This window comes from Roseovarius aestuarii (assembly GCF_019966515.1).
GTDB classification, from domain to species: domain Bacteria; phylum Pseudomonadota; class Alphaproteobacteria; order Rhodobacterales; family Rhodobacteraceae; genus Roseovarius; species Roseovarius aestuarii.
In genome coordinates this window covers 614,604-635,251 of record NZ_JAIMIB010000001.1, presented here as the reverse complement: position 1 = coordinate 635,251, position 20,648 = coordinate 614,604, and the positions used below count along the sequence as shown (strand labels likewise).

Genomic DNA, 20,648 nt, shown 5'->3' with positions numbered 1-20,648 from the left:
CCTATGCGGGCAGGCGAAAGATCATTTCCGTCGGGGCAATGTCGCCTGCCGACAGGTGGGTGATATAGTTTTCGATTTTGGTCTTGCCGGTCTCGTGCATGAGCAGGTGAATGCCCACGGGTGGCGGGCCTCCGGCCTGGGCGATCCGGGCAAAGACACGATCAAAGAAGTCCTTGGCAAAATCGGACCGGTCGCGTTCGGCCACCTGTTCGAACCCTGCCGCCGTGGCGGCGGTGCGATAATCCCCGGGTGGGCTGACGAAGGAAAATGCCGCCTCTTCCGCCCATGGAAAGGGATAGGTCAGTGGCGCGTCCGAGCCGCGCATGACATCGAAAAGCGCAAAGGTACCACCCGGAGCCAGCACTCGCGCGGCTTCGCTGCAAAGCGTGGTTTTGTCCTCGATATTCATGCCGACGTGGAACATCAGCGCCAGATCGGCACTGTCGTCAGGCTCGGGGATGTCGAGGGCGCTGCCGACCTGAAAATTGGTCTGATCCGCCATTCCGACCAGATCGGAAAGCGCAGTTGCCGTGGTAACGAAATCCGGCGTCAGGTCGAATCCCCGCACATGCGCTCCGGTCCGCGCCGCCACATGGCGGGCCGCGCCACCGATGCCGCAGCCGATATCCAGAACGCGGGTATCGGCGGTGATCGTCAGTTGATCCAGCAGTGCATCGGTGGCCTCCGACCCGCCGGTGTGAAACTCGTCCACGGGTTTGAGATCTTCGATACCGGGCGCGTCCGGATCAACGCCCGCCTCTTTCAACGCGGCGCGGATGTTGTCGAGCAGGGTTGCTCCCGCGTAGTGGCGCGCAACAAGGGTTTCGGTATCGGTCATGGCATAAATCCTCTGTAGGTAATGAAATATGCCCTCAGTTTATCACGAAATCAGGGTCGCGTGGATATCCTCGGCGGCATCGCGACCTTCGGCGACAGCCGTCACGGTCAGGTCATCGCCGCCGGTCGCGCAATCGCCACCCGCCCAGACACCCTCGATACTGGTACGTCCGGCGCCGGTGATCGCGATTTTGCGACCGTCCAGCGCGGGCAGATCATCGCCGTCAAGTGTTTGGCCAATTGCCTTGAAAACCTGATCGGCGGGCAGGCGCACGGTCTCGCCGGTCGGGTTCAGATCATTGTCGGTATATTCAAACTCGATCTCACGAACGGCCCCATTGCCGTGGACTGCCTTGGGTGAGGCGTTGGTAATAATGCGCACGCCCTTGGAGGCTGCTAGGTCTTGCTCGAACCCGCTGGCATTCATCCGGCCGCGGCCCCGACGGTAGACGAGGCTGACGTTGAGCGCGCCCAAAAGCTTGGCCTGAACCGCGGCATCCACGGCGGTCATGCCACCGCCGATGACCACGACATCGCGACCGATGGGCAGGCTTGACAGGTCATTGGATTGTCTCAAATCAGAAATGAAATCAACGGCATCCAGCATGCCGTCCTTGTCCTCGCCCGGCAATCCCAACGCGTTGACGCCGCCAAGGCCGATGCCGAGGAAAACGGCGTCATGGTCAGATTTCAGCTGATCGAGGGTCATGTCCCGGCCCAGCCGTTTGCCGGTTTCCAAGATGATGCCACCGATTTGCATCAGCCAGGTCACCTCGCGTTCGGCAAAGCTGTCGACGGTTTTGTAGGTGGCGATGCCGAATTCGTTCAGACCGCCGGGTTTATCGCGGCCGTCATAGAGCGTGACGTCATGGCCTTTCATCGCCAAACGATGAGCACAGGCCAGTCCCGCAGGGCCGGCGCCGACAACGGCAATCGTCTTGCCGGTCGGTTCGGCGCGCATGAAGGGATGTGTGCCCTTTTCCATAACCGTATCTGTGGCATAGCGCTGAAGCTGGCCGATCAGAACCGGTTTGCCTTCGGCGGCTTCGCGCACGCAGGCCTGTTCGCAGAGTGTCTCGGTCGGGCAGACGCGAGCGCACATGCCGCCAAGGATATTCTGGCCCAGAATGGTTTTCGCTGCCGCCTCGGGCGTGCCGGTGGCGATCTGGCGAATAAAGAGCGGGATATCGATATCCGTAGGGCAGGCGGTGATGCAGGGAGCATCATGACAGAAATAACAGCGATCGGCCGCCACTAGTGCCTCATGATGATCCAGCGGCGGATGCAGGTCTGAGAAGTTATCGGCATAGGCGGTCTGGTCGAGCCGTCCGGCGGCGATGCCGGGGGTCAGCGCATTGTTGGTCATGGCTTCCTCATCGGTGGCAAACTAGCTGCTTTTAGTGTGACACAATTAAAAATTTTATCAATTGGTAAAATTTTTAATTTATCGGGCTTGAGCTGTTACGCGGCACAATCACGGCTGGTCAGGTAGTAACGGGCTGTTTGGTAACAGAAAAAACTGCATCTCGATCTTGCCAATAGTGCACCGGAACGGATCACTAACTCATCCGGGATGACCGGATACGAAGCCGCATATGTAGGTGAGAAGGGTACGGTCAGCGCGCGTTTTCGTGTTCGAATCGCTGATTGGCGATGACCTCGTTCCGGTCCGCCTTTTGCTGGTCACTCAGCGATTTCTCGACATAATCCAGATGTGTTGTGACCGCGTTTCGTGCGGCCCGTGCATCGCGTGCTTGCAGCGCATCATTGATGGCGCGGTGCTGGTCCAGCAGCATGTCCCGAGTGGTGCGCTGCTTGAACATCACCTGCCGGTTATAGAAAACACCTTCGCTGAGCAGCTGGAACATCGACCGCATCATATGCAGCATTACGACATTATGGCTGGCCTCGATGATCGCCATGTGGAAATCGGCATCCAGCTGCGCTTCATCCCTTGGGTTGGACTTGGCATGGGCGGCATTCATCTTGTCAAAGACCGCTTGGATGACCTTGAGATCGGTATCCGATGCGAAACGGGCGGCACGTTCAGCCGCCATGCCTTCGAGGTCGCGGCGGAAGGTGATGTAGTCAAACACCGCCTCGTCATGTTCGGCAAAGAGTTGGACCAGCGCGGGCGAAAACGCGTTGCCCAGAACATCCGCCACAAAGATACCGGCGCCTGCGCGCGCGGCCAGCAAACCCTTTTCCTGCAATTCGGACACCGCTTCGCGCAACGAGGGGCGCGAAACGCCCAGGCGCTCGGCCAGCTCACGTTCCGCAGGCAGGCGCTCCCCGGGCCGCAGGATACCGCGCAAGATCAGTTTTTCGATCTGGCGAGTGACAGCGGTCGAGAGCTTCTCGGGCGTGACTTTCTGGAAGGGCATTGGCGTTCCTTGCATGATTGGTCAGATTATATGACCGCCCTTACGCAGGAACAAGCGCGGGTTTAGGGAGGATTGATGGATCGGTTAAGGGTCAATTTGAACCCAAAGCAGACGAAAAGCCAAATCACGGCCAAATTGAAGGAGCAAGCTGAAAACCTTTCTCCATATCGCCATCGTTTCACCAACTTTCCCGCTGAAGTTGCCGGTAGGATTTTGACACGGAGATTATGGATGAAACGTTATGTGGCCATTGCCATGATTTGCTTGCTCTCAGCTTGCAGCGGCGCCCCTCAGTACAACAACGCCTCCGGGGCCTTCAGCGGTGGGGCAGGGTATAGCCTTGATCCGCAGATATCAGTGGCGCCGCAACGGGCACCAGATGCCTCGAATTTCGCTCCATTGGCCACACATACTGCCCCGCCGACCTCGCTTCCGTTTCATTCAGAAAAGTCACGCCAATATTCAAGGCGCGGTAAAGCGCTGAACCAACGATCCGCAGCGCTTGCAGCCTTCCGGTCACGCGAGTCGTTCTGGCGACAGGGTGAATCAGAGGCCGTAAATCTTGGGAAGTACAAGTTGCTGATGCGTCAGGTGCGCGTGGACACTCACGACTTTGTCGTGGTGCAACATGCGTCGCACACCTTTGGCGCGCGTAAGTTTAACCTGAGTGCCAAAACTAAAGAGGCAGCGGATGCCAGGACATCGTGCAGTGTAACCGGTGATGGGTATTTTGTACGCGACAACTATGTGACGGGTATGGTCTTTCCACTGAGCTGTTGATGAATGTGACGGGCAATTTGAGAGCGCATATGCGCATCGCACGCTCTGTCCTGTCTTCCTTGGTGAAAGTCACGGATACAAACTGGCTGTTGGCAACTGCTAGCATCGTGTACTCGGCCTCCTTTTCGATCTTGGCCTTTTCTTCGGATTGGGCATTGAAAAGCCAAATCGGATGTCCGCTTTATCCGCTAAGCATCTTCATCCAACCCGCCACTTATCTCCCTGATACGGCAGGAATGCCTCAATGGCGGCGGTGGCGATGACCAGCGTTTCGCCGGTTTCCGGGTTGGTCACGTTCTGGCCACCCTTGACTGCCAATACGGCAGCGCGGCCCCGTGGTAGCATGTCGGCGAGCGCACCGGTGTCGAGCTGATTGGGCTCCTGCACGCCAATGGTGACCTGAACGCGCATCTCGGTGTGTTCAAGGCGAGTGGTCTGAAAGATCGGTAGGGTGGAATGGCGAAAGGCGTCCTCAATCGCGCGCCGCGCCGCTTTTTGGTAATCCATCCCGTGCAGGTCGTTGCCTATGCCCATTTCGATGATGAAACGTTGATCGCTCATGATGTGCGCACCATGTCGAAACTTACGGAAATCGCTGCATTTGCGATCACCGTGGGATTTCCCACGGGACGCGGGATATCGAGGCCACCGTGGGTGGTGGTGACGCTGATCTGGCCATAGGGAAAAACGCTGGTCAGTTGGCCTATGTCGACCTGATCGGGCTGTTGCACGGCGATCTCGACATCGATCAGCATCGCTTCCTTTTCGAAGCCAAACAGTTCGGCCATGTTGATGGAGTTATGCCAGAGCGCGTCTTTGAGCGCCCTTTTGCGGCTTCGGTATAGTCCTGACGGCGCAGGCTGCTGCCCATGCCGAACTCGGTGAGAACGCGATGTTTTGGCATCAGAAGACCTTTCGGGCTGAGCATGTGCGGGTAATCATGATGACTCCTGTTTTTGCTGTCGCGACTTTGGTGGTGCGGGGCGTCGAGGTGCAAGGGTGAAATTGGTCTCGGATAAGGTTTTGTTAACTCTGATAATGCCACGCTACGGGGCATGAGATGTATGGTCGCGATGGCATTGTTGGCGGTGATCGGGTGCGATGCGCCCGGGCCAGCATTTCGCCATGCAGACGTGACCAGGATCAGAATTGATCAGAGTGTTTTCGCCGTGCGGGTTCTGGACCTCCGGGCGCAGGCGATCCGGTTGAATGCCGAACCAGCGCCGAGGCTGGCGGCGGTAGCACCACGCGGGGTGATGGCCATTGAAAAGGCCAGCGGCTGCCGGGTGCGGCGGCTTGAGGGCGATGCAGCGGTGATGCAGGCATGGCTGGATTGCGGCGGGCAACTGAAGCCATTGCCGCGGGATGTCGAGTTCGAATGCCAGATTGACGTGGTCTATGACAGCATTGCCGACCTGAGTTGCGCGCCGATTTAGGCTGTCGCGTCCAGATGCCAGGGCAAGCGTTCGTCTTCATGGTAAATTTCTGAAGGCTTCACGGCTGCGGGGGTTTCAAGCAGTGCGGCGTGAAAATGCATCTCGTCGGGATACCGGTCCGAGGCATAAGCCACCGAACTGCCGCAGGTCGGGCAGAAATACCGGTAGTTGCCTGCGGATGACGTGAATTGCGTGGGGCGCGCGCCGGTCCAGCGCCAATGGCCGTTGGGATGGCCGATGAAGGTCACGACTGGCGCACCCGCCCCGCGTCGGCAACTGTCGCAATGGCAATGGCCGACCCAATTGTGTGGCCCGGTCAGCTCGAAACAGATAGATTTGCACAGGCAGTGGCCGCGTATGGGCATAGGAAAACCCTCGATGATGAACTTATCGTGCTTGGGTTTTGGTTTCGTGTCCAGCCTTGTGGCGCCCCCTCGGCGGAACGCCCACCCGCCCACCCCGTTCCGCCGAGGGGGCGGACCTTTGAGGTCAGGTCAGGTTCTTCTCCATGAAGATGCTGAATTGGTTGGGTTGGTAGTCGCCGAAAGCATCGCAACGATTAAATCCATGACGTTCATAAAGGCGAACAGCCTCGGCCAGTTCCTCGCCGGTTTCGAGCTTGATCTGGGACAGGTCGAGGCTGCGGGCCTGATCTTCGAGTTGGCGCAGCAGGGCCGCAGCCACGCCCTTGCCCCGCGCTTCGGGAGCGGTGAACATGGCTTTGACCTCGCCATACCCGTCGCGCACTGCAAGCGCGCCGGTTCCAAGCGTCTGCCCGCCGTCGCGTGCGGCGAAGAAGTGAATGTCCGGGGCGCAGAGGGCGTCGATATCGAGCGCAAAATTATCCTCGGGCGGGTAGAGGTCCAGCATCAGTGCATGGCTGGATTGAATGAGGGCGCTTGGGCCGGGGCTGCGGGGGTGGGCGGGTTCAACGATCAGCATGGTGGTTGCTCTGGGGTTTTCGGCATCATTCAATCGTTACCGTGGTTGTCGCTTCTATGGGTGCGCCACCTATGGCCAGCGCCGTATGGTCATTGGCGTTGAGCGTCACGCGGATGGTGTGGGTGCCCTTTGGCAGCGCCGCCAGTTGCATCCAGGCACCATAGGCACGGGCGATCTTGATGTTGTTGACATAGATATGGGCATGCCCTTGGCCGGGAACGTGCGGGCCGTTGACCGCCCCTGGGGCGAAAGTAAAATTAGTGACCCCGATATGCAGATTGCGGCTTTGGCGCCCGTCCGGGTGCAAGGTAAGGATCAGCGTCGGCACCAGGCCGCTGACATCGGTCAGCCGGGTATGCTCGGTGTTGTTGCCGTGATCATGCGCCGAATGGTCATGTGCTGATGCATCGGATGAGGGCGGTGCTTGATACGTGGCGGTAGCAAGCAGGAAACCAACGCCCATACCCAAAAGAAGGCCGATGGAGAGCAGGAGAAGAGGTTTTGACATATCCACTCGTTTCGGTGTCAGGGTTTGATGGTTGACGGGCGCGCCCGATCACAGTTGCTGCGCAGAATAGCAATCTGATCGGCATCATCTAGCGCAATATCTTGTGGATAACTGAGCGCGTTTAGCCATATTATGGGGTTTGCCGTTGACAGATGGCTTTGGCACCCCGCACATTTGGCTCTGATTGGAATCATTTGAACAGGGCGTGCCGTTGCAATTTTCCAAACTCCGACTGACCGGCTTCAAAAGCTTCGTGGATCCGACGGACCTGTTAATTCATGACGGGTTGACCGGGGTTGTCGGGCCGAATGGTTGTGGCAAATCCAACCTGCTGGAAGCGCTGCGTTGGGTGATGGGAGAGAACCGGCCCACGGCGATGCGCGGCGGCGGCATGGAGGATGTGATCTTTGCCGGGGCCTCGACACGGCCGGCGCGTAACTTTGCCGAGGTCAGCGTGCATATCGACAATGCCGACCGGTTGGCGCCCGCCGGGTTCAACGATGCCGATCATATTGAGATCGTCCGTCGGATCACCCGCGATGTTGGAAGCGCCTATAAGGTCAATGGCAAGGATGTGCGGGCGCGTGACGTTCAGATGCTGTTTGCCGATGCCTCGACTGGCGCACATAGCCCGGCGCTGGTGCGGCAGGGGCAGATCAGCGAGCTCATCAATGCCAAACCCAAGGCACGGCGTCGCATTCTGGAAGAGGCGGCGGGGATTTCGGGCCTCTATCAGCGCCGCCACGAGGCGGAGCTGAAACTGAAAGGCGCCGAGACCAACCTGACCCGCGTTGATGACGTCATCGAACAGCTGGCGAGCCAGTTGGCACAACTGGCCCGGCAGGCAAAGCAGGCCGCAAGGTATCGTGCGATCGGCGAAGAGTTGCGGCAGGCCGAGGGCCTGTTGCTGTATCGACGTTGGAAAGAAGCTGATGAGGCGTGCGCCCGCGCTGAGGCGGAATTGCGCGAGCGGACCACCGCCGCGGCGCAATCCGAAAGTGCAGCGCGTGCAGCGGCTACGCTGCGCCTGACATCGGACGAGGCCCTGCCGCCGCTGCGGGAAGAAGAGGCAATAGCGGCAGCGGTTCTGCAACGGCTTCAGGTGCAGCGCGATACGCTCAATGAGCAGGAGGCAGGTGCGCGCGACCGGATCGCCACGCTTGAGAAACGGATCGAGCAGCTAGCCCATGATATTGAGCGCGAGAGTGGCCTCAACCGCGATGCGGGCGAGACCATCGAGCGGCTGGAATGGGAAGCAAAAGAGCTTGCCAAGGCGGGCGACGGTCATGACGCACGGCTTGAGGCGGCGGCAGCTGAAGCGCGCGATGCGGCCAGTATCCTGCAGGAACGGGAAAGTGACCTGAGCCAGCTCACCGAAGATGTGGCGCGTTTGGCCGCACGGCACCAATCTGCGCAACGGTTGCTGAGTGACAGCCAGAAGACATTGGAGCGGTCCGAGGCCGAGGCGGCACGGGCCCGAGAGGCAGTGACTTCGTCTGAAGAGGCATTGGCGACGTCGCGGGCGGATCATGACGCCGCGCATGTGGCCGAGAAAGAAGCGGTTGCTGCTGCGCAGGCCGCCGAGGTCGCGCTGATTGCTGCCGATGATGCCCGGGCTGATACACAGGCCCGCGAGGTCGAGGCACGGGGCGAGCGCTCGGAAGCTGAGGGCGAAGTCAATGCGCTGAGGGCCGAGGTTACGGCACTGGCCAAACTGGTCGAGCGCGATACGGCTGAGGACGGTCAGATCATGGACCGGCTCAAGGTCGAACAGGGCTATGAAAAGGCGCTTGGCGCGGCGCTGGCGGATGATCTGCGCGCACCGGAAGTCAGTGGCGATGGCCCGTCGGGCTGGGTCACGCTGGCGGGGTACGCGCAGGCGCAACCGCTGCCTGACGGCGTTAATGCGCTGTCGAATTATGTCTCTGTCCCCGAGGTGTTGGTACGCCGGATGGGCCAGATCGGGCTGGTGGACGCCGAGGACGGCCCGCGCTTGCAGGCCGCGCTGAAACCCGGCCAACGGCTGGTCAGTGCGCAGGGCGATCTATGGCGGTGGGACGGGTTCCGCGCCTGGGCCGAGGATGCGCCAAGCGCCGCGGCATTGCGGTTGCAGCAGCTCAACCGGCTCGAAGTGCTGAAGCAGGAGTTGGAACACGCTTCCGCCCGGGCAGATGGCGCGCGTCTGGCGCATGAAGTACTGGGTGCCAAGCTGGCTGAGGTTACAAAGGCTGACCACGATGCGCGGCAGGCACGGCGTGCGGCGGACGTGGCAGTTAACGAGGCCAACCGGGCGCTGTCCAAGGCCGAGGCGGACCGCAATCTGGCACAGTCGCGGCTGGAGTCGCTTGGGCTGGCCGTGACCCGCCACGAAGAAGAAGCGATGGGTGCGCGCAAGCAACTGATCGAGGCCGAGAAGGGGCTTGCCGATCTGGGTGATCTTGATTCAGCGCGGGCGGGTGTCGAGGACGTCAAGATGACGGTCGAGGCCTCGCGCATGACAATGATGGCGCGGCGATCGGCTCATGACGAGTTGCGCCGCGAGGGGGAAGCCCGGACCAGACGGTCGCAGGAAGTCACCAAGGAGTTGAGCGGCTGGCGGCACCGGTTGGAGACCGCCGAAAAGCGCAGCGCTGAGCTGGCAGAGCGCAAGGCGACATCAGAGCAGGAGTTGGCGCAGGCGAAGGCAGCACCCGAAGAGATTGCAGCCAAACGCGCTGAGTTGAGCACAGAGATCGATAAGGCCGATGCGCGCCGGGCCGGGGCCGCTGATGCTTTGTCATCTGCAGAAGGGGCTGCTCGTCAGGCGGTCGAGGCAGAGCGTGATGCCGAACGTGCCGCCAGTGAGGCACGAGAGGCGCGGGCGCGGTCCGAGGCGCGATCCGAGGCGGCGCGTGAGACCCGCGATCAGGCCGCGAGCCGGGTCACCGAGGATCTGGAAACCACGCCCGAGCGCCTGCTGGAAACGCTGGAGGCTGATCCTGGGAACATGCCCGCGGCGGACGCGATCGAGGCAGATGTGAACCGGCTGAAACGACAGCGCGATGCCTTGGGCGCGGTCAATCTGCGGGCCGAGGAAGATGCCCGCGAGGTCGAGGAAGAACATGACACGCTGGTGGCCGAAAAGACCGATCTGGAAGAGGCGATCAAGACCCTGCGCAGCGGCATTGCCAGCCTCAACCGCGAGGGGCGCGAACGGCTGCTGACGGCGTTTGAGCAGGTGAACAGTAACTTCTCGCTGCTGTTCAAACATCTTTTTGGCGGTGGCGAGGCTAATCTGGTGATGGTCGAAAGCGACGATCCACTGGATGCAGGGCTTGAGATCATGTGCCAGCCACCGGGCAAGAAACTGGCAACGCTCAGCTTGCTTTCAGGTGGGGAACAGACCCTGACCGCGCTGGCGTTGATCTTCGCGGTATTCCTTGCCAATCCGGCGCCGATCTGTGTGCTTGACGAGGTCGACGCGCCGCTTGACGATGCCAATGTAGGCCGGTTCTGCGATCTGCTGGATGAGATGTGCCGCCGGACGGAAACGCGGTTCCTGATCATCACCCACCACGCGGTCACGATGAGTCGGATGGATCGTCTGTTTGGCGTGACCATGGCCGAGCAGGGTGTAAGCCAGCTGGTCAGTGTTGATCTTAAGAAAGCCGAACAGATGGTGGCCTGAGGAGCCCGTCAACTGCTCTGGAATTTTCCGTTCAGAAGAGGTGGAAAGTGACGCCGTTGTAGGGATGGCATGGTTTGTCGATCCGTCCGGCCCTTTGAGCGCGCCTTGTCACCTGGAGGAGGTGTCGCCAACGCGGCGGTACTCGTTAGGGGCCGGACGGCGACGTGGTTTGGCATCCAGCCCGGTATCTCCCAATAGGGGCGGATGACCACGTGTCTGTCCTTGGATTTCGCAGTCTGATCCTTTGCCGTATCCCTGCCAAGGTGGCCAATGACGATCGCGATCACGATCAGCACACCGCCGGGGATCAGGCCGGGGCCGGGATCCTCACCCAGCAGCGCCATTGCAATAAGGATTGCCGCCATCGGCGAAAACGAGGTGGCAAGCGATACCTCCCCCGCGCGGGCATGTTTGAGGCCGAAGTTCCAGGCGATCTGGCCCAGCACGATTACAACAATTGCATAAAGCCAGACCCACTGCCATAGCACCGGTGCGAACAGGTCCTGAAACTGATCCGCACCAAAGATCGCGGTGACAAGGATGAAATAAAGGCTGGCACCAATGACCGTGCGGAAAACTGCAAAGACGCCGATGGGCACATCGCGCAGCCCAGCGCGGGTCACGATGGTGGAAGCGATAAAAGAAAGTGTGGCGGCGACGGTCGCAAGTTCCCCCTTACCAAAGCTGACCATACCGCTATCCGCGCCGATGATCACAATCGCGCCGACTAGGGCTACAAGACCCGCTAGCATGGCCCAGGGGTTCAGCCGTTCACGCAGGAAAAACCAGGTGGCCAGCAGAAACAGCGGCGGCTCGATCCGGCCAACAAGCACGATATTGGTGACGGTGGTATGTTCAAGCGCATAGAAAAATAGCCCCGGTGTCAGTACCGAGGAAAGTACGGCAGAAACCGTCAGCAGCGACCAGTGGCGGCGGGTGAGGCGGCGCAGGTTGTCGCGTTTCAGATCCCGGCGATACAGCAGCGCCAGCGGCAGCAACGAGATCACCGAACCCAGTATGTAGAGGTTGGTATAGGTTATGGCATTGCGTCCGCCCGCGACCGGGTTCATCTGACCGATATCCACTAGGGCGGTGACGATGGAGTTCGATGAGGCATAAAGGATCACGGCGATCCAGGCCGCAAGTGCGCCAAGCGCAGCAACGGACGGCGCACGGAACCCGAATAGAGCGCCAAAGGTCGCCTGAAACTGATATGTGCCGGTCCGTACCATCTTTTCTGTTTTCCCTTGGGCCAAGGCCCGCTAAATGCACGACCTTGTTTGGTGTGCTGTCAGGGAGAGATACGAATTGCGGGAGCGAAAAATTTCAGTGTGGCAGTAATATGTTGCTCACGAAGCTGTTATGTCTTAAAATATTGTTTAAATACAATATTTTAGCTTAAATTATAGCTGTTCACGCCATCGCGACAACTGTTTCAATCAGCAGTCTGAACGGCGAAATGAGCCTCTCAGAGCTTCGACAAAAGTGCCTTGGTCGGCCAGGCATCGGCGGGCAGGCCAAGTTCCTTTTGAACATCCTGGACGGCCGCGCGGGTGCCAGCACCAAGAATGCCGTCGATGTCGCCAACATCATAGCCGCGCGCGGCCAGTTTCTTTTGCAAGCGCTTCATCTGTTTGGAGTCGAGGCCCGTGTCGGGGCGGCCCGCGTCGAAAACCGGCGCGCCCTCGAGCCGGTTGGCGAAATAGGCGGCGGTGAGCACATAGGTAAAGCTCTGGTTCCACTCGAAATAGACATTGAAATTCGGATAGGCGAGGAAGGCAGGGCCTTTCCGACCTTGGGGCAGAATGATACTGGCGGGCAGATCGGCGATCTGACCGTGACGGGGTGTGACACCCATTGCCGCCCATTCGGAAGCCGGTTTTGTGGTGCGTAGCCCGGTTTGCGACCAGTCGAGAGACTCTGGCACGCTGACCTCTTGCAGCCAGGGCTCTCCGGCGCGCCAACCCAGGTGCGACAGCATCTTTCCGCCGGACATCAACGCGTCGCGCGGGGATTTTTTCAGGTCGACCTTGCCGTCGCCATCGCCGTCGACACCATTGTCGAGGATATCGCGAGGCAGCATCTGGACCATGCCGATCTCACCCGCCCACGCACCGGTGGTGCGCGCAGGATCAAAGTCACCTCGCTCAAAAAGCTCAAGGGCAGCAAAGACCTGTGGGCGGAAAAGCTCGGGGCGGCGGCAATCATGCGATAGCGTGACGAGGGCATTCAGCGTGTTGAAATCGCCCTGAAACGTGCCGTAGTCGGTTTCAAACGCCCAGAAGGCCAGCAATACACCGCGACTGACGCCGTAGTCGCGCTCGATCCGGTCGAACGTGTCGCTGTAGGTCTTGGCTTTGCCACGTCCGGTGGTCATCCGGCCCTTGCTGATCAGGCGGCGCGCGAAATCTGTAAAGCTAAGCTGGAAGACGCCTTGCCGCCGGTCGGCGCTGATCACCTTGGGGTCTTGCCGGGTGACGGCGAAGAAACGATCAACGTCGGCGGGATTGTGGCCGCGGCTGACTGCTTCTGACCTCATCTCGGTCACGAAGCTGTTGAAATTGCCACCGCAACTGGCGTGAGCGGCAAGAGGGGCTATACCGATGGCCATTACAAGACTGAGCGCGCGCATGAATTCTCCGGGTCAATTGATCCGGTCAAGGTAGGGATGCTACCCGCCCGTGACAACCGCAACAGCAACGCTTGCCAGCAGCGCTGTGGCCCATGTGCGCCACAGGGCGGTGCAGGCCGAATCTATTTGCGGTGCGCCGATCTGCCTTTGACCGGCGTCAAAGACATAAGGGAAATCGTGCATTTCGCCTTCGTAAGAGCGTGGCCCCGCGAGCGCGACGTTCAGAGCCCGCGCCATCGCGGCCTCGGGCCAGCCGGCATTGGGCGAGCGATGTTGGCGGGCATCTGCAGCAATGTCGACCAGCGCGCGCATTTGCCCGTGAGACAGGGCAATCAGCAACGCGGTCAGGCGGGCAGGGATCAGATTGAGCAGATCGTCCAACCGAGCAGCGGCCCAGCCGAACGCCTCGTAGCGGTCATTGCGGTAGCCGATCATGCTGTCCGCGGTATTGGTGATCTTATAAAGCAGCAATCCCGGCAGCCCCCCGATCAAATACCAGAAAGCGGGCGCAATCACCCCGTCCGATAGGTTCTCGGCAGCCGATTCGATGGCTCCTCTGGCGATGGCGGGGGCTTGCATCGCGGTGGTATCACGGCCAACGATACGGGCCACGGCGCGGCGGGCATCGCCCAGCGACAGGCGCAGCGCGTCCGCCACGGCGCGGACATGATCGATCAGTGATCGCTGAGCCAGCAGGATCGCAACTATAATGATTTCGATAAATGGGCCGAACCAGCTTAGTACCCAACCTAGCAGAAGTGCGCAGACGCCCAGCAGTAGCATAGCGGTTACTCCCCTCGCTCGGCGCAGGGTGCCGCTGTTGAGGTACTCATCGGTCCAGCCGACGGCACGCCCCATCAGCACCGCCGGATGTGGCAGGCGCGACCAGAGCCAACGTGGCTCGCCCAGCAAAGCGTCGAGGATCATCGCTATGACCAGGATTAGCGCGGTGCTCATAGCACGGCCTCAACCCGCGCCCAGTCGCCGGGCGCTGGCAACCCGAGGCGGATCAGATCATCGGCATAGGGAAAGATACGGGTCCAGATATGTTGGCGTGCGAGGCGATCTTGCCAGGCAGCGGCGTTCGTGACGCGGTAGAGCCGAAACAGCAATGTGCCGCCCGCGACTTTGGCCCCGGCATCGGTCATCAGGGCGTCGAGGCGTGCGGCGTCGCCTTCAAGACGCTTTCGTGTGGCCATCGCCCAGTCGTGATCACGCAACGCGGCTGTGGCGATATCCTGCGCCGGACCAGAAACAGGCCAGGGGCCGGTCAACTGGGAAAGCTGCGCAATGAGATCCTCCGGACCAATGGCAAAACCCAGGCGCAGCCCGGCGAGGCCCCAGAACTTGCCAAAGCTTTTCAGCACGATCCGCCCCGGCTGGTCGGCCAGATGGATCAGTGATCGGTCAGCAGCAACATCGGCAAAGCTTTCGTCGATGATTGTCAGCGGGGCCGTCACTTCTGCGGCGTCATACCAGTGGCCAGTGGGGTTGTTCGGGTGCACGATGACTTTTGCAGACACGTTATCCGAGCCCATTTGCCAGCCTTGTGCCGCAAAGGCGGCGGCGTGTTCGTTATAGGTGGGGGCGGGGATGTCGACCACGCCTGCGGGTGCGAGCGCCGGAATGCGGGCGATGATCGCCGAGGCACCGGGTGTGGCCAGGATGGCCGCACTGTCCGGCACCCGCCAAAAAGATCGCGCTGCCGCTTCGAGGGCCTGTGATGCGGCCTCGTCAGGCAGCGCTGTCCAGGCCTCCGGCCGGATAGGAGGCAGCGGATAGGGCACCGGGTTGATGCCTGTCGACAGGTCGATCCAATCGGCCCGCGTACCGCCATAGGCGATGGCAGCGGCATCCACACCACCACCGTGATCACGTGGCTTTGTCACCTTATTCAGATCCCTCGCTGACGGTGGCAGACCGTGTTAACCGACAGGTCATTTCCGGCCGGTTCAGGCGTCTTGAGCCTGTTGCGCCACCCAGGAGAAATGTCCAGCCCAGGCGAGCGCGCCGCGCTATGTAATTTCTGGGAGTCATGCCGCAAAAGTCCAATTTTTACTCTTTCAAGCGGAAAACCGCGCAAGAAACAAGCGCTGGCGCTCACGGGTGAACACAAACTGTAACTGTTAACGCTTTGTTAACCGTTGGGGCGAGAGAGTCATATACATTAGCATAGTTCCACATAACCCAAATTATCTTTTCATGCCTTGGTTGATCGGAGCGGAAATGAGAGTTTTGATTGTCGAAAGCCAACCGGATTTAGGCGCTCTGTGGCGCAAACACATGGAGCGTCAGGGTATGGTTGTGCGCCTGGAGCATAGTCAGGCGGGCGCCGCCAACGCGCTTCAGACCCAAAGTTTTGATATTATTGTTCTTGATCTTGTACTTGATCAGGGCAGTGCCTTTGCGATTGCAGATCTGGCCAGCTATCGCTACCCCGACACGCAAGTGATCTTCGTGACCAACACGTCGTTTTTCTCAGACGGGTCCATCTTTAACCTTAGCGCCAACGCATGTGCCTATCTGCAGACTGATACGCCGCCAGAGGATCTGACGGCGATGGTTGAACATTACGGGCGCGCCTGCTGACCTTCGTTGTTTTGCTTTATCCACGCCCGTGCGGAATGTCGAAATCAATTTCTGGGTTGATCGGTATGATCCGATGCGGATTAACGGTGTCATGGCTGTAGTGGTAATGCCGCACGATGTGGTCAAAGTTAACCGTCCCGGCCACGCCCGGCCATTGGTATAGCTCGCGCAGATACTGCCACAGGTTCGGAAAATCGACGATCCGCGCGCGGTTGCATTTGAAATGCAGGTGATAGACCAGATCGAAACGGATCAGCGTCGTGAATAGCCGCCAGTCGGCCTCGGTTATTTGTTCACCCATCAGATAGCGGTTCCCGGCAAGGCGCTGTTCAAGCCAAACAAGGCTGTCGAAAAGAGGCACTACAGCGGCGTCATACGCGTCCTGCGACGTGGCAAAGCCCGCCTTGTAGACGCCATTGTTGACGGTGTCGTAAATGCGCTGATTGATCGGCTCGATCTTCTCGCGCAACACCTCGGGCCAATAATCATCGGTATTGCCGGTTATACCGTCAAAGGCGCAGTTGAACATACGAATGATCTCGGCGCTTTCGTTCGAGACGATGGTTTCGCGTTCCCGGTCCCATAGGATGGGCACCGTCACGCGCCCCGAGATGTCGGGGTCGACCTTCAGATAAAGATCGCGGACGAACGGAAGGCCATGAAGCCTGTCGCCAGTGGCCCACGGGTAGCTGTCATCGAAGGTCCAGCCATCAGCGATCATATCGGGATGCACGACCGAAACGCCGATATGATCGCTGAGGCCTTTGAGAACCCGGAAGATCAATGTTCGGTGTGCCCAGGGGCAAGCGTATGAGACATAAAGGTGGTAGCGCCCGGATTGCGCCGCGAAGCCGCCCTCACCTGATGGGCCGGGGGCGCCGTCCGGGGTGATCCAGTTGCGAAATTTTGCGTTGGAACGGACGAACTTGCCGCCCGAGGATTTCGTGTCGTACCAGCGATCTTCCCAGACGCCGTTTACCAGTTGCCCCATGTCTCATACTCCTTTGCGCAGGAATGTAACGCCACATGCGAAATCGGAAATGCCGATCCCCGCGCATGGCTGGTGCGCTTGCGCACAATGCAGTCCGGCGGAGATATCGTTTTGCAACCTATGCCAAGGCACATTAGACGAGACAGTGAGACGCAAAGAGATGTTTTAGAGGCGGGATGCCGACTACCTGGTTGCATATCGTGGGCATTGGCGAGGATGGGTTGGCGGGGTTGCAGCTGGCGACCCGGGCCGTGGTGGAAGCGGCTGATGTGGTTATCGGCGGGGATCGGCATGAGCTTCTTTCTGAGACGCTGCGGGCTGAGCGGCTGGACTGGCCGGAACAGTTCGACGACCTGATCGCGCTACTGAACGATCTCAGGCCGCGCCGGGTGGTGATGCTGGCCACCGGTGATCCGTTGTGGTTTTCCATTGGTGCGCGGATCGGTCGGGCGATCGACCCGGCGCAGATCACTTATCACCCGCAGATCAGTGCGTTTCAGATGGCGGCGGCTCGCATGGGCTGGTCGATGGCCGATCTTGAGACGTTGACCGCGCATGGTCGTCCGGTCGAGCAGATGATTGCCTTTATTCAACCACATGTGCGTTTGCTGATCCTGACAACCGGCCCCGAGACACCGGGGCAGATCGCGCGCTTTCTGACCGAACGCGGTTTTGGCGCCTCGCCGATGACTGTGCTGGCGGCGATGGGCGGACCCGAAGAGGAGCGGTTTGACGGAGTGGCTGAAACCTGGTCACACACGGTGCCCGCGTTCAATACGTTGGCGGTCGAATGCGTCGCCGCGCCCGATGCGGCGTTGTTGCCGCGTGTACCCGGGCTGGCGGATGAGCTGTTTCAACGTGATGAAACACTGACCAGGCAGGAAGTACGCGCTGTGACACTGGCCAAACTGATGCCGATGCGCGGCGCGCCTTTATGGGATATCGGCACTGGGTGCGGGTCGGTCGCGGTCGAATGGATGCGGGCCGCGCGCTATGCACGGGCCATAGGGGTCGAGCCACGTGCCGGCCGTCGGACCATGGCGGCGGCAAACGCGCTGGCGCTGGGTACGCCGCGGCTGGAACTGGTGGCGGGTCACGCACCCGAAGCACTGGAAGGGCTGGCAGCTCCCGATGCGGTGTTCATAGGCGGAGGGTTGTCCGAGGATGTGTTCCGCGCAACCTGGATGGCCTTACGTCCGCTGGGGCGGGTGGTTTGCAATGCGGTAACGGTGGAAGATGCGGTTTTATTGTCGGATTTACACAAACATCACGGCGGTCAGTTGGTGAAACTCACAGGCGCGCGCGCCGATGGTGCGGGCAACTGGCAAGAGCTGGATGAGATCACGCAATGGAGTTTGGTCCGACGTTGAATGTCGGGCGCAGGGAGAGACACGGATGAGAGATTTTTTAACGGAATTCGTGAACCGGAAAGCGGATCAGGGCGTGCGCTCGGTGCCGAAGAACTTCAAGAAACTTACCCGTGAAGCCAAGGCATATGTGGCGGATATAAAAGCGAAAAACCCGGTGCCGGATGTCACGGGTTTTGAGTTGGACCTTGAAACCGGAGATCTGGAGTTGAAATGCGAGGGTGAAGCGGGCCTGAACGTGATTGCGCAGGTGGCGGGCACCTATGCGGAAGACGGGTCTTTCATGTGGGGCTGGGGGCATCCGTCGGTGCCGCCGCCTATGCAGCAAGCCGCATGGGCGGCACAGCGCTATGGCGACCGGCAAGAGATCGAGGAACTTCTGTCACGCGGCGGAAAAGCGACAGCAAAACAGGTCGAGGAGTTTACCGCGATCACAGCTTATCTTGCCCATGCAGACGGGGTTTTTATCGGGGATCACGGTGGCGGTGGATCGGTTTGCGCGGTTTGGTTTTACCCGGAAAATACAAAACCTTACGAATAACCCCTCACTCCTGGCAGAACTGTTTCTCGGATCGACACAATCTGTTGAATATAGCGGAACAATTCACGTTTTAGCCATGAAAATACCGCCAATTGGTCCTAAATATGGGTATTCGCCATATTTAACGTGACCGTCACATATGCGTGCGACATTCTTTGGCTGTAATGGTTAAGGGAATCACCCCATGTCGACGTTTTTGTCACCGGAAGTTCAGGCTGGCCTGGATGCTGCGCGCAAGCAGGCGCTGAAGAAAAGCAACCGCCTGAGTGTGCGGGCGGGTGACCGGAGCTTCAAGATATTACGTAGTTGGAATAACGGCTTCTCGCTCGATGCTGATGAAGCACCACATCTGCGCGGGCTGGTGGATATGTTCGACGGCACCACGCATTTGTCGCGCTGCCTGATCGTGGCAAGCGGTGAGGAGGGCGACGAGATCGAGTTTGAGTACAAGCGCACGACCGAAGCCGCCGACCGTCAGCCGCTTGATTTCTATCGCCGCCCGGACGCGCCCATCGCGCTGTTGGAGTAGGGGCAGAACGTACGTTCCGTACATCCTATACGCGGGAAACGTACGCAATCAGATCTGATGTCGCTGGATAGCCACAGCAACATGTACAGCGCTGGTGTTGCTTCGACTCGGGCCGCCATTTTCACATTCGGTTCCACTCTCGTCGGATTGAGTTTCTCTATCCGGCTTGCGTGATGCGGGCGCCACGCCAGATATCGGCGCAAGATGTCGAGAGTTTTCGCCATTCAGGATGTTCGGACTGTGTTCCAAAACATCGCTGAGACCGATCACAAGCTTGGCACGACCGCTGAGTGGATGAGGTGCGGGACGAAGCGGAGAAAAGCTATGGGCGCCCCAAGACCTGCTTCGACATCCCATCCTTTTGACCTTTGTCGCGTTTTTAAATTCTATCCGCATGAAACGGGTCGTTTCTCTCCGGTCGAATAAGGTACCAGGGTATGACAAATTAGAAAACTGGACCTGCCGAGCATGACCAAAGCGCCCACGCTGACCCTGGATCGGACGTCCACTCTCATGCTGTTGCTGCTAGCAGCGGTTTGGGGAGGGTCGTTTTTCTTCGGCGAAATTGCTCTGCGTGAGGTGCCGCCGCTCACCATTACCCTTCATCGGGTCATCTGGGCTGTGCCGGTTTTGGCGTTGATTGTGCTTTTTAAAGGCATTGCGGTGCCTCGCTCCCTCCGGGTCTGGGGAGCTTATCTGGTGATGGGTGCGCTGAATAATGCCATTCCCTTTTCGTTGATATTCTGGGGGCAGACGCAGATCGAAAGCGGGCTGGCTTCCATTCTGAATGGAACGACCGCCATGTTCGCTGCCGTTGTCGCAGGTCTTTTGCTTCCGGATGAACCTTTGACGGCAAAGAAAATCATTGGTGCTGCCTTGGGAATTGCAGGTGTGGCGTTCATCATGGGGCCAAGCGCATTGACAGAGTTCAATCCCAGCAATCTGGCTCAACTCGCCATTCTTGGGGCGACGCTATCTTACGCCTTTGCTGGTGTCTGGGGCAAGGCAGCGCTAGCTGGTCAATCACCGCTCATGAACGCGCTCGGCATGTTGATCGGGAGTACAGTTTTGATGATCCCAATCGTGCTCGTGTTCGATGGCCCGCCAAGTTTTGCTCTCTCCGCAAGTGTATGGGGCGCTCTTATCGGAATGGCAGTTTTGTCGACGGCGCTGGCGTATTTCCTCTACTTTGCCATTCTGATACGTGCCGGGGCCGCCAATCTTTTGTTGGTCACCTTGCTTATTCCACCTTTCGCAATTGCCCTTGGCGTGATGTTCCTTGGCGAGCAAATGGGACTGGAAGCGTGGATTGGTTTCGCCATTATCGCGTTGGGTTTCGCGGTGACGGACGGACGCTTGTTTTCGCTCTTGTCGCGAAGGGCTTCGACCTGAGGTCGACATTGTTCAATCGTGGGTACATGACCGGCTTGGGCCCGAAAATGTGA

At 59.4% G+C, this 20,648-nt stretch carries 20 protein-coding genes and 1 pseudogene; 8 read left to right on the top strand and 13 right to left on the bottom strand.

Features of this window, described 5'->3' with window-relative positions:
* Position 1: 1 nt before the first annotated feature.
* From LC334_RS02970 to LC334_RS02960, 3 genes are all read right to left on the bottom strand, one after another.
* Positions 2-838, bottom strand: coding sequence for a class I SAM-dependent methyltransferase (locus LC334_RS02970; protein WP_085798714.1), 837 nt, complete (start codon positions 836-838; stop codon positions 2-4).
* Positions 839-880: 42 nt separating this feature from the next.
* Positions 881-2,203, bottom strand: a complete 1,323-nt coding sequence (locus tag LC334_RS02965; protein WP_085798713.1) for an NAD(P)-dependent oxidoreductase — start codon at positions 2,201-2,203, stop codon at positions 881-883.
* A gap of 250 nt (positions 2,204-2,453) precedes the next feature.
* Complete coding sequence (locus LC334_RS02960; protein WP_085798712.1) at positions 2,454-3,221, bottom strand: FadR/GntR family transcriptional regulator; 768 nt, start codon at positions 3,219-3,221, stop codon at positions 2,454-2,456.
* Between the two features lie 75 nt (positions 3,222-3,296).
* Here LC334_RS02960 and LC334_RS02955 point away from each other — a divergent pair, with 75 nt between their 5' ends.
* On the top strand, positions 3,297-4,001 hold the full coding sequence (locus LC334_RS02955) for a hypothetical protein (RefSeq protein WP_139836277.1): 705 nt from the start codon (positions 3,297-3,299) through the stop codon (positions 3,999-4,001).
* A gap of 198 nt (positions 4,002-4,199) precedes the next feature.
* Here LC334_RS02955 and LC334_RS02950 read toward each other — a convergent pair whose 3' ends face one another.
* Both LC334_RS02950 and LC334_RS02945 read right to left on the bottom strand, forming a co-directional pair.
* On the bottom strand, positions 4,200-4,562 hold the full coding sequence (locus tag LC334_RS02950) for a Lin0512 family protein (RefSeq protein WP_085798710.1): 363 nt from the start codon (positions 4,560-4,562) through the stop codon (positions 4,200-4,202).
* Positions 4,559-4,905: pseudogene (locus LC334_RS02945) on the bottom strand (Lin0512 family protein). The gene LC334_RS02950 and the pseudogene LC334_RS02945 overlap by 4 nt, the downstream one beginning before the upstream one ends.
* Before the next feature lie 151 nt (positions 4,906-5,056).
* Here LC334_RS02945 and LC334_RS02940 point away from each other — a divergent pair.
* The gene (locus tag LC334_RS02940) at positions 5,057-5,437 is read left to right on the top strand and encodes a hypothetical protein (RefSeq protein WP_085798709.1); all 381 of its coding nucleotides are present in this window, start codon (positions 5,057-5,059) and stop codon (positions 5,435-5,437) included.
* On the opposite strand, the gene LC334_RS02935 is transcribed toward LC334_RS02940, so the two are convergent.
* From LC334_RS02935 to LC334_RS02925, 3 genes are all read right to left on the bottom strand, one after another.
* The gene (locus LC334_RS02935; RefSeq protein WP_085798708.1) at positions 5,434-5,802 is read right to left on the bottom strand and encodes a GFA family protein; all 369 of its coding nucleotides are present in this window, start codon (positions 5,800-5,802) and stop codon (positions 5,434-5,436) included. The genes LC334_RS02940 and LC334_RS02935 overlap by 4 nt on opposite strands.
* Positions 5,803-5,926: 124 nt before the next feature.
* Positions 5,927-6,379, bottom strand: coding sequence for a GNAT family N-acetyltransferase (locus tag LC334_RS02930; RefSeq protein WP_085798707.1), 453 nt, complete (start codon positions 6,377-6,379; stop codon positions 5,927-5,929).
* A 25-nt stretch (positions 6,380-6,404) separates the two neighbouring features.
* A complete protein-coding gene (locus LC334_RS02925) occupies positions 6,405-6,887 on the bottom strand; it encodes a hypothetical protein (RefSeq protein WP_085798706.1) in 483 nt (160 codons plus the stop codon).
* A 211-nt stretch (positions 6,888-7,098) separates the two neighbouring features.
* Here LC334_RS02925 and smc point away from each other — a divergent pair, with 211 nt between their 5' ends.
* Positions 7,099-10,554: a chromosome segregation protein SMC gene (gene smc / locus LC334_RS02920; protein WP_085798805.1), complete on the top strand. Its 3,456-nt coding sequence runs from the start codon at positions 7,099-7,101 to the stop codon at positions 10,552-10,554.
* A gap of 8 nt (positions 10,555-10,562) precedes the next feature.
* On the opposite strand, the gene LC334_RS02915 is transcribed toward smc, so the two are convergent.
* The 4 genes from LC334_RS02915 to LC334_RS02900 form a co-directional block, all read right to left on the bottom strand.
* Positions 10,563-11,786, bottom strand: coding sequence for a DMT family transporter (locus LC334_RS02915; protein ID WP_085798705.1), 1,224 nt, complete (start codon positions 11,784-11,786; stop codon positions 10,563-10,565).
* 236 nt (positions 11,787-12,022) lie between these two features.
* Positions 12,023-13,186 (bottom strand): lytic murein transglycosylase, encoded by a 1,164-nt coding sequence (locus LC334_RS02910; RefSeq protein WP_085798704.1) that lies wholly within the window; start codon positions 13,184-13,186, stop codon positions 12,023-12,025.
* 39 nt (positions 13,187-13,225) lie between these two features.
* On the bottom strand, positions 13,226-14,143 hold the full coding sequence (cbiB, locus tag LC334_RS02905) for an adenosylcobinamide-phosphate synthase CbiB (protein ID WP_085798703.1): 918 nt from the start codon (positions 14,141-14,143) through the stop codon (positions 13,226-13,228).
* Complete coding sequence (locus LC334_RS02900) at positions 14,140-15,075, bottom strand: threonine-phosphate decarboxylase (RefSeq protein WP_085798702.1); 936 nt, start codon at positions 15,073-15,075, stop codon at positions 14,140-14,142. The genes cbiB and LC334_RS02900 overlap by 4 nt, the downstream gene beginning before the upstream one ends.
* A 337-nt stretch (positions 15,076-15,412) precedes the next feature.
* Between LC334_RS02900 and LC334_RS02895 the strand changes: the two genes are divergently transcribed.
* Positions 15,413-15,775, top strand: a complete 363-nt coding sequence (locus LC334_RS02895) for a response regulator (RefSeq protein WP_085798701.1) — start codon at positions 15,413-15,415, stop codon at positions 15,773-15,775.
* 16 nt (positions 15,776-15,791) lie between these two features.
* Here LC334_RS02895 and LC334_RS02890 read toward each other — a convergent pair whose 3' ends face one another.
* Positions 15,792-16,766: a glutathione S-transferase family protein gene (locus LC334_RS02890; protein WP_085798700.1), complete on the bottom strand. Its 975-nt coding sequence runs from the start codon at positions 16,764-16,766 to the stop codon at positions 15,792-15,794.
* A 176-nt stretch (positions 16,767-16,942) separates the two neighbouring features.
* Here LC334_RS02890 and cbiE point away from each other — a divergent pair, with 176 nt between their 5' ends.
* The 4 genes from cbiE to LC334_RS02870 all read left to right on the top strand — a co-directional run bounded on the left by cbiE (position 16,943) and on the right by LC334_RS02870 (position 20,595).
* Positions 16,943-18,136: a precorrin-6y C5,15-methyltransferase (decarboxylating) subunit CbiE gene (gene cbiE / locus LC334_RS02885; protein WP_085798699.1), complete on the top strand. Its 1,194-nt coding sequence runs from the start codon at positions 16,943-16,945 to the stop codon at positions 18,134-18,136.
* 25 nt (positions 18,137-18,161) lie between these two features.
* A complete protein-coding gene (locus tag LC334_RS02880; RefSeq protein ID WP_085798698.1) occupies positions 18,162-18,674 on the top strand; it encodes a DUF6882 domain-containing protein in 513 nt (170 codons plus the stop codon).
* A gap of 184 nt (positions 18,675-18,858) precedes the next feature.
* Entirely contained in the window at positions 18,859-19,203 is a 345-nt protein-coding gene (locus tag LC334_RS02875; protein WP_085798697.1) for a hypothetical protein, read from the top strand.
* Positions 19,204-19,671: 468 nt separating this feature from the next.
* Positions 19,672-20,595 carry a DMT family transporter gene (locus LC334_RS02870; protein WP_223412856.1) on the top strand — a complete coding sequence of 308 codons (924 nt, stop codon included), beginning with the start codon at positions 19,672-19,674 and terminating at the stop codon, positions 20,593-20,595.
* The last annotated feature ends 53 nt before the right edge of the window (positions 20,596-20,648 follow it).

What these genes read in the sequence shown, in the direction of transcription:
- LC334_RS02890 (WP_085798700.1), bottom strand. Translation starts at nt 16,766, where the DNA reads ATGGGGCAACTGGTAAACGGCGTCTGGGAAGATCGCTGGTACGACACG.
- LC334_RS02950 (WP_085798710.1), bottom strand. Translation starts at nt 4,562, where the DNA reads ATGAGCGATCAACGTTTCATCATCGAAATGGGCATAGGCAACGACCTG.
- LC334_RS02965 (WP_085798713.1), bottom strand. Translation starts at nt 2,203, where the DNA reads ATGACCAACAATGCGCTGACCCCCGGCATCGCCGCCGGACGGCTCGAC.
- LC334_RS02910 (WP_085798704.1), bottom strand. Translation starts at nt 13,186, where the DNA reads ATGCGCGCGCTCAGTCTTGTAATGGCCATCGGTATAGCCCCTCTTGCC.
- LC334_RS02915 (WP_085798705.1), bottom strand. Translation starts at nt 11,786, where the DNA reads ATGGTACGGACCGGCACATATCAGTTTCAGGCGACCTTTGGCGCTCTA.
- LC334_RS02895 (WP_085798701.1), top strand. Translation starts at nt 15,413, where the DNA reads ATGAGAGTTTTGATTGTCGAAAGCCAACCGGATTTAGGCGCTCTGTGG.
- cbiE (WP_085798699.1), top strand. Translation starts at nt 16,943, where the DNA reads ATGCCGACTACCTGGTTGCATATCGTGGGCATTGGCGAGGATGGGTTG.
- LC334_RS02970 (WP_085798714.1), bottom strand. Translation starts at nt 838, where the DNA reads ATGACCGATACCGAAACCCTTGTTGCGCGCCACTACGCGGGAGCAACC.
- LC334_RS02955 (WP_139836277.1), top strand. Translation starts at nt 3,297, where the DNA reads ATGGATCGGTTAAGGGTCAATTTGAACCCAAAGCAGACGAAAAGCCAA.
- LC334_RS02935 (WP_085798708.1), bottom strand. Translation starts at nt 5,802, where the DNA reads ATGCCCATACGCGGCCACTGCCTGTGCAAATCTATCTGTTTCGAGCTG.
- LC334_RS02940 (WP_085798709.1), top strand. Translation starts at nt 5,057, where the DNA reads ATGAGATGTATGGTCGCGATGGCATTGTTGGCGGTGATCGGGTGCGAT.
- cbiB (WP_085798703.1), bottom strand. Translation starts at nt 14,143, where the DNA reads ATGAGCACCGCGCTAATCCTGGTCATAGCGATGATCCTCGACGCTTTG.
- LC334_RS02870 (WP_223412856.1), top strand. Translation starts at nt 19,672, where the DNA reads ATGACCAAAGCGCCCACGCTGACCCTGGATCGGACGTCCACTCTCATG.
- LC334_RS02930 (WP_085798707.1), bottom strand. Translation starts at nt 6,379, where the DNA reads ATGCTGATCGTTGAACCCGCCCACCCCCGCAGCCCCGGCCCAAGCGCC.
- LC334_RS02925 (WP_085798706.1), bottom strand. Translation starts at nt 6,887, where the DNA reads ATGTCAAAACCTCTTCTCCTGCTCTCCATCGGCCTTCTTTTGGGTATG.
- LC334_RS02875 (WP_085798697.1), top strand. Translation starts at nt 18,859, where the DNA reads ATGTCGACGTTTTTGTCACCGGAAGTTCAGGCTGGCCTGGATGCTGCG.
- LC334_RS02880 (WP_085798698.1), top strand. Translation starts at nt 18,162, where the DNA reads ATGAGAGATTTTTTAACGGAATTCGTGAACCGGAAAGCGGATCAGGGC.
- LC334_RS02960 (WP_085798712.1), bottom strand. Translation starts at nt 3,221, where the DNA reads ATGCCCTTCCAGAAAGTCACGCCCGAGAAGCTCTCGACCGCTGTCACT.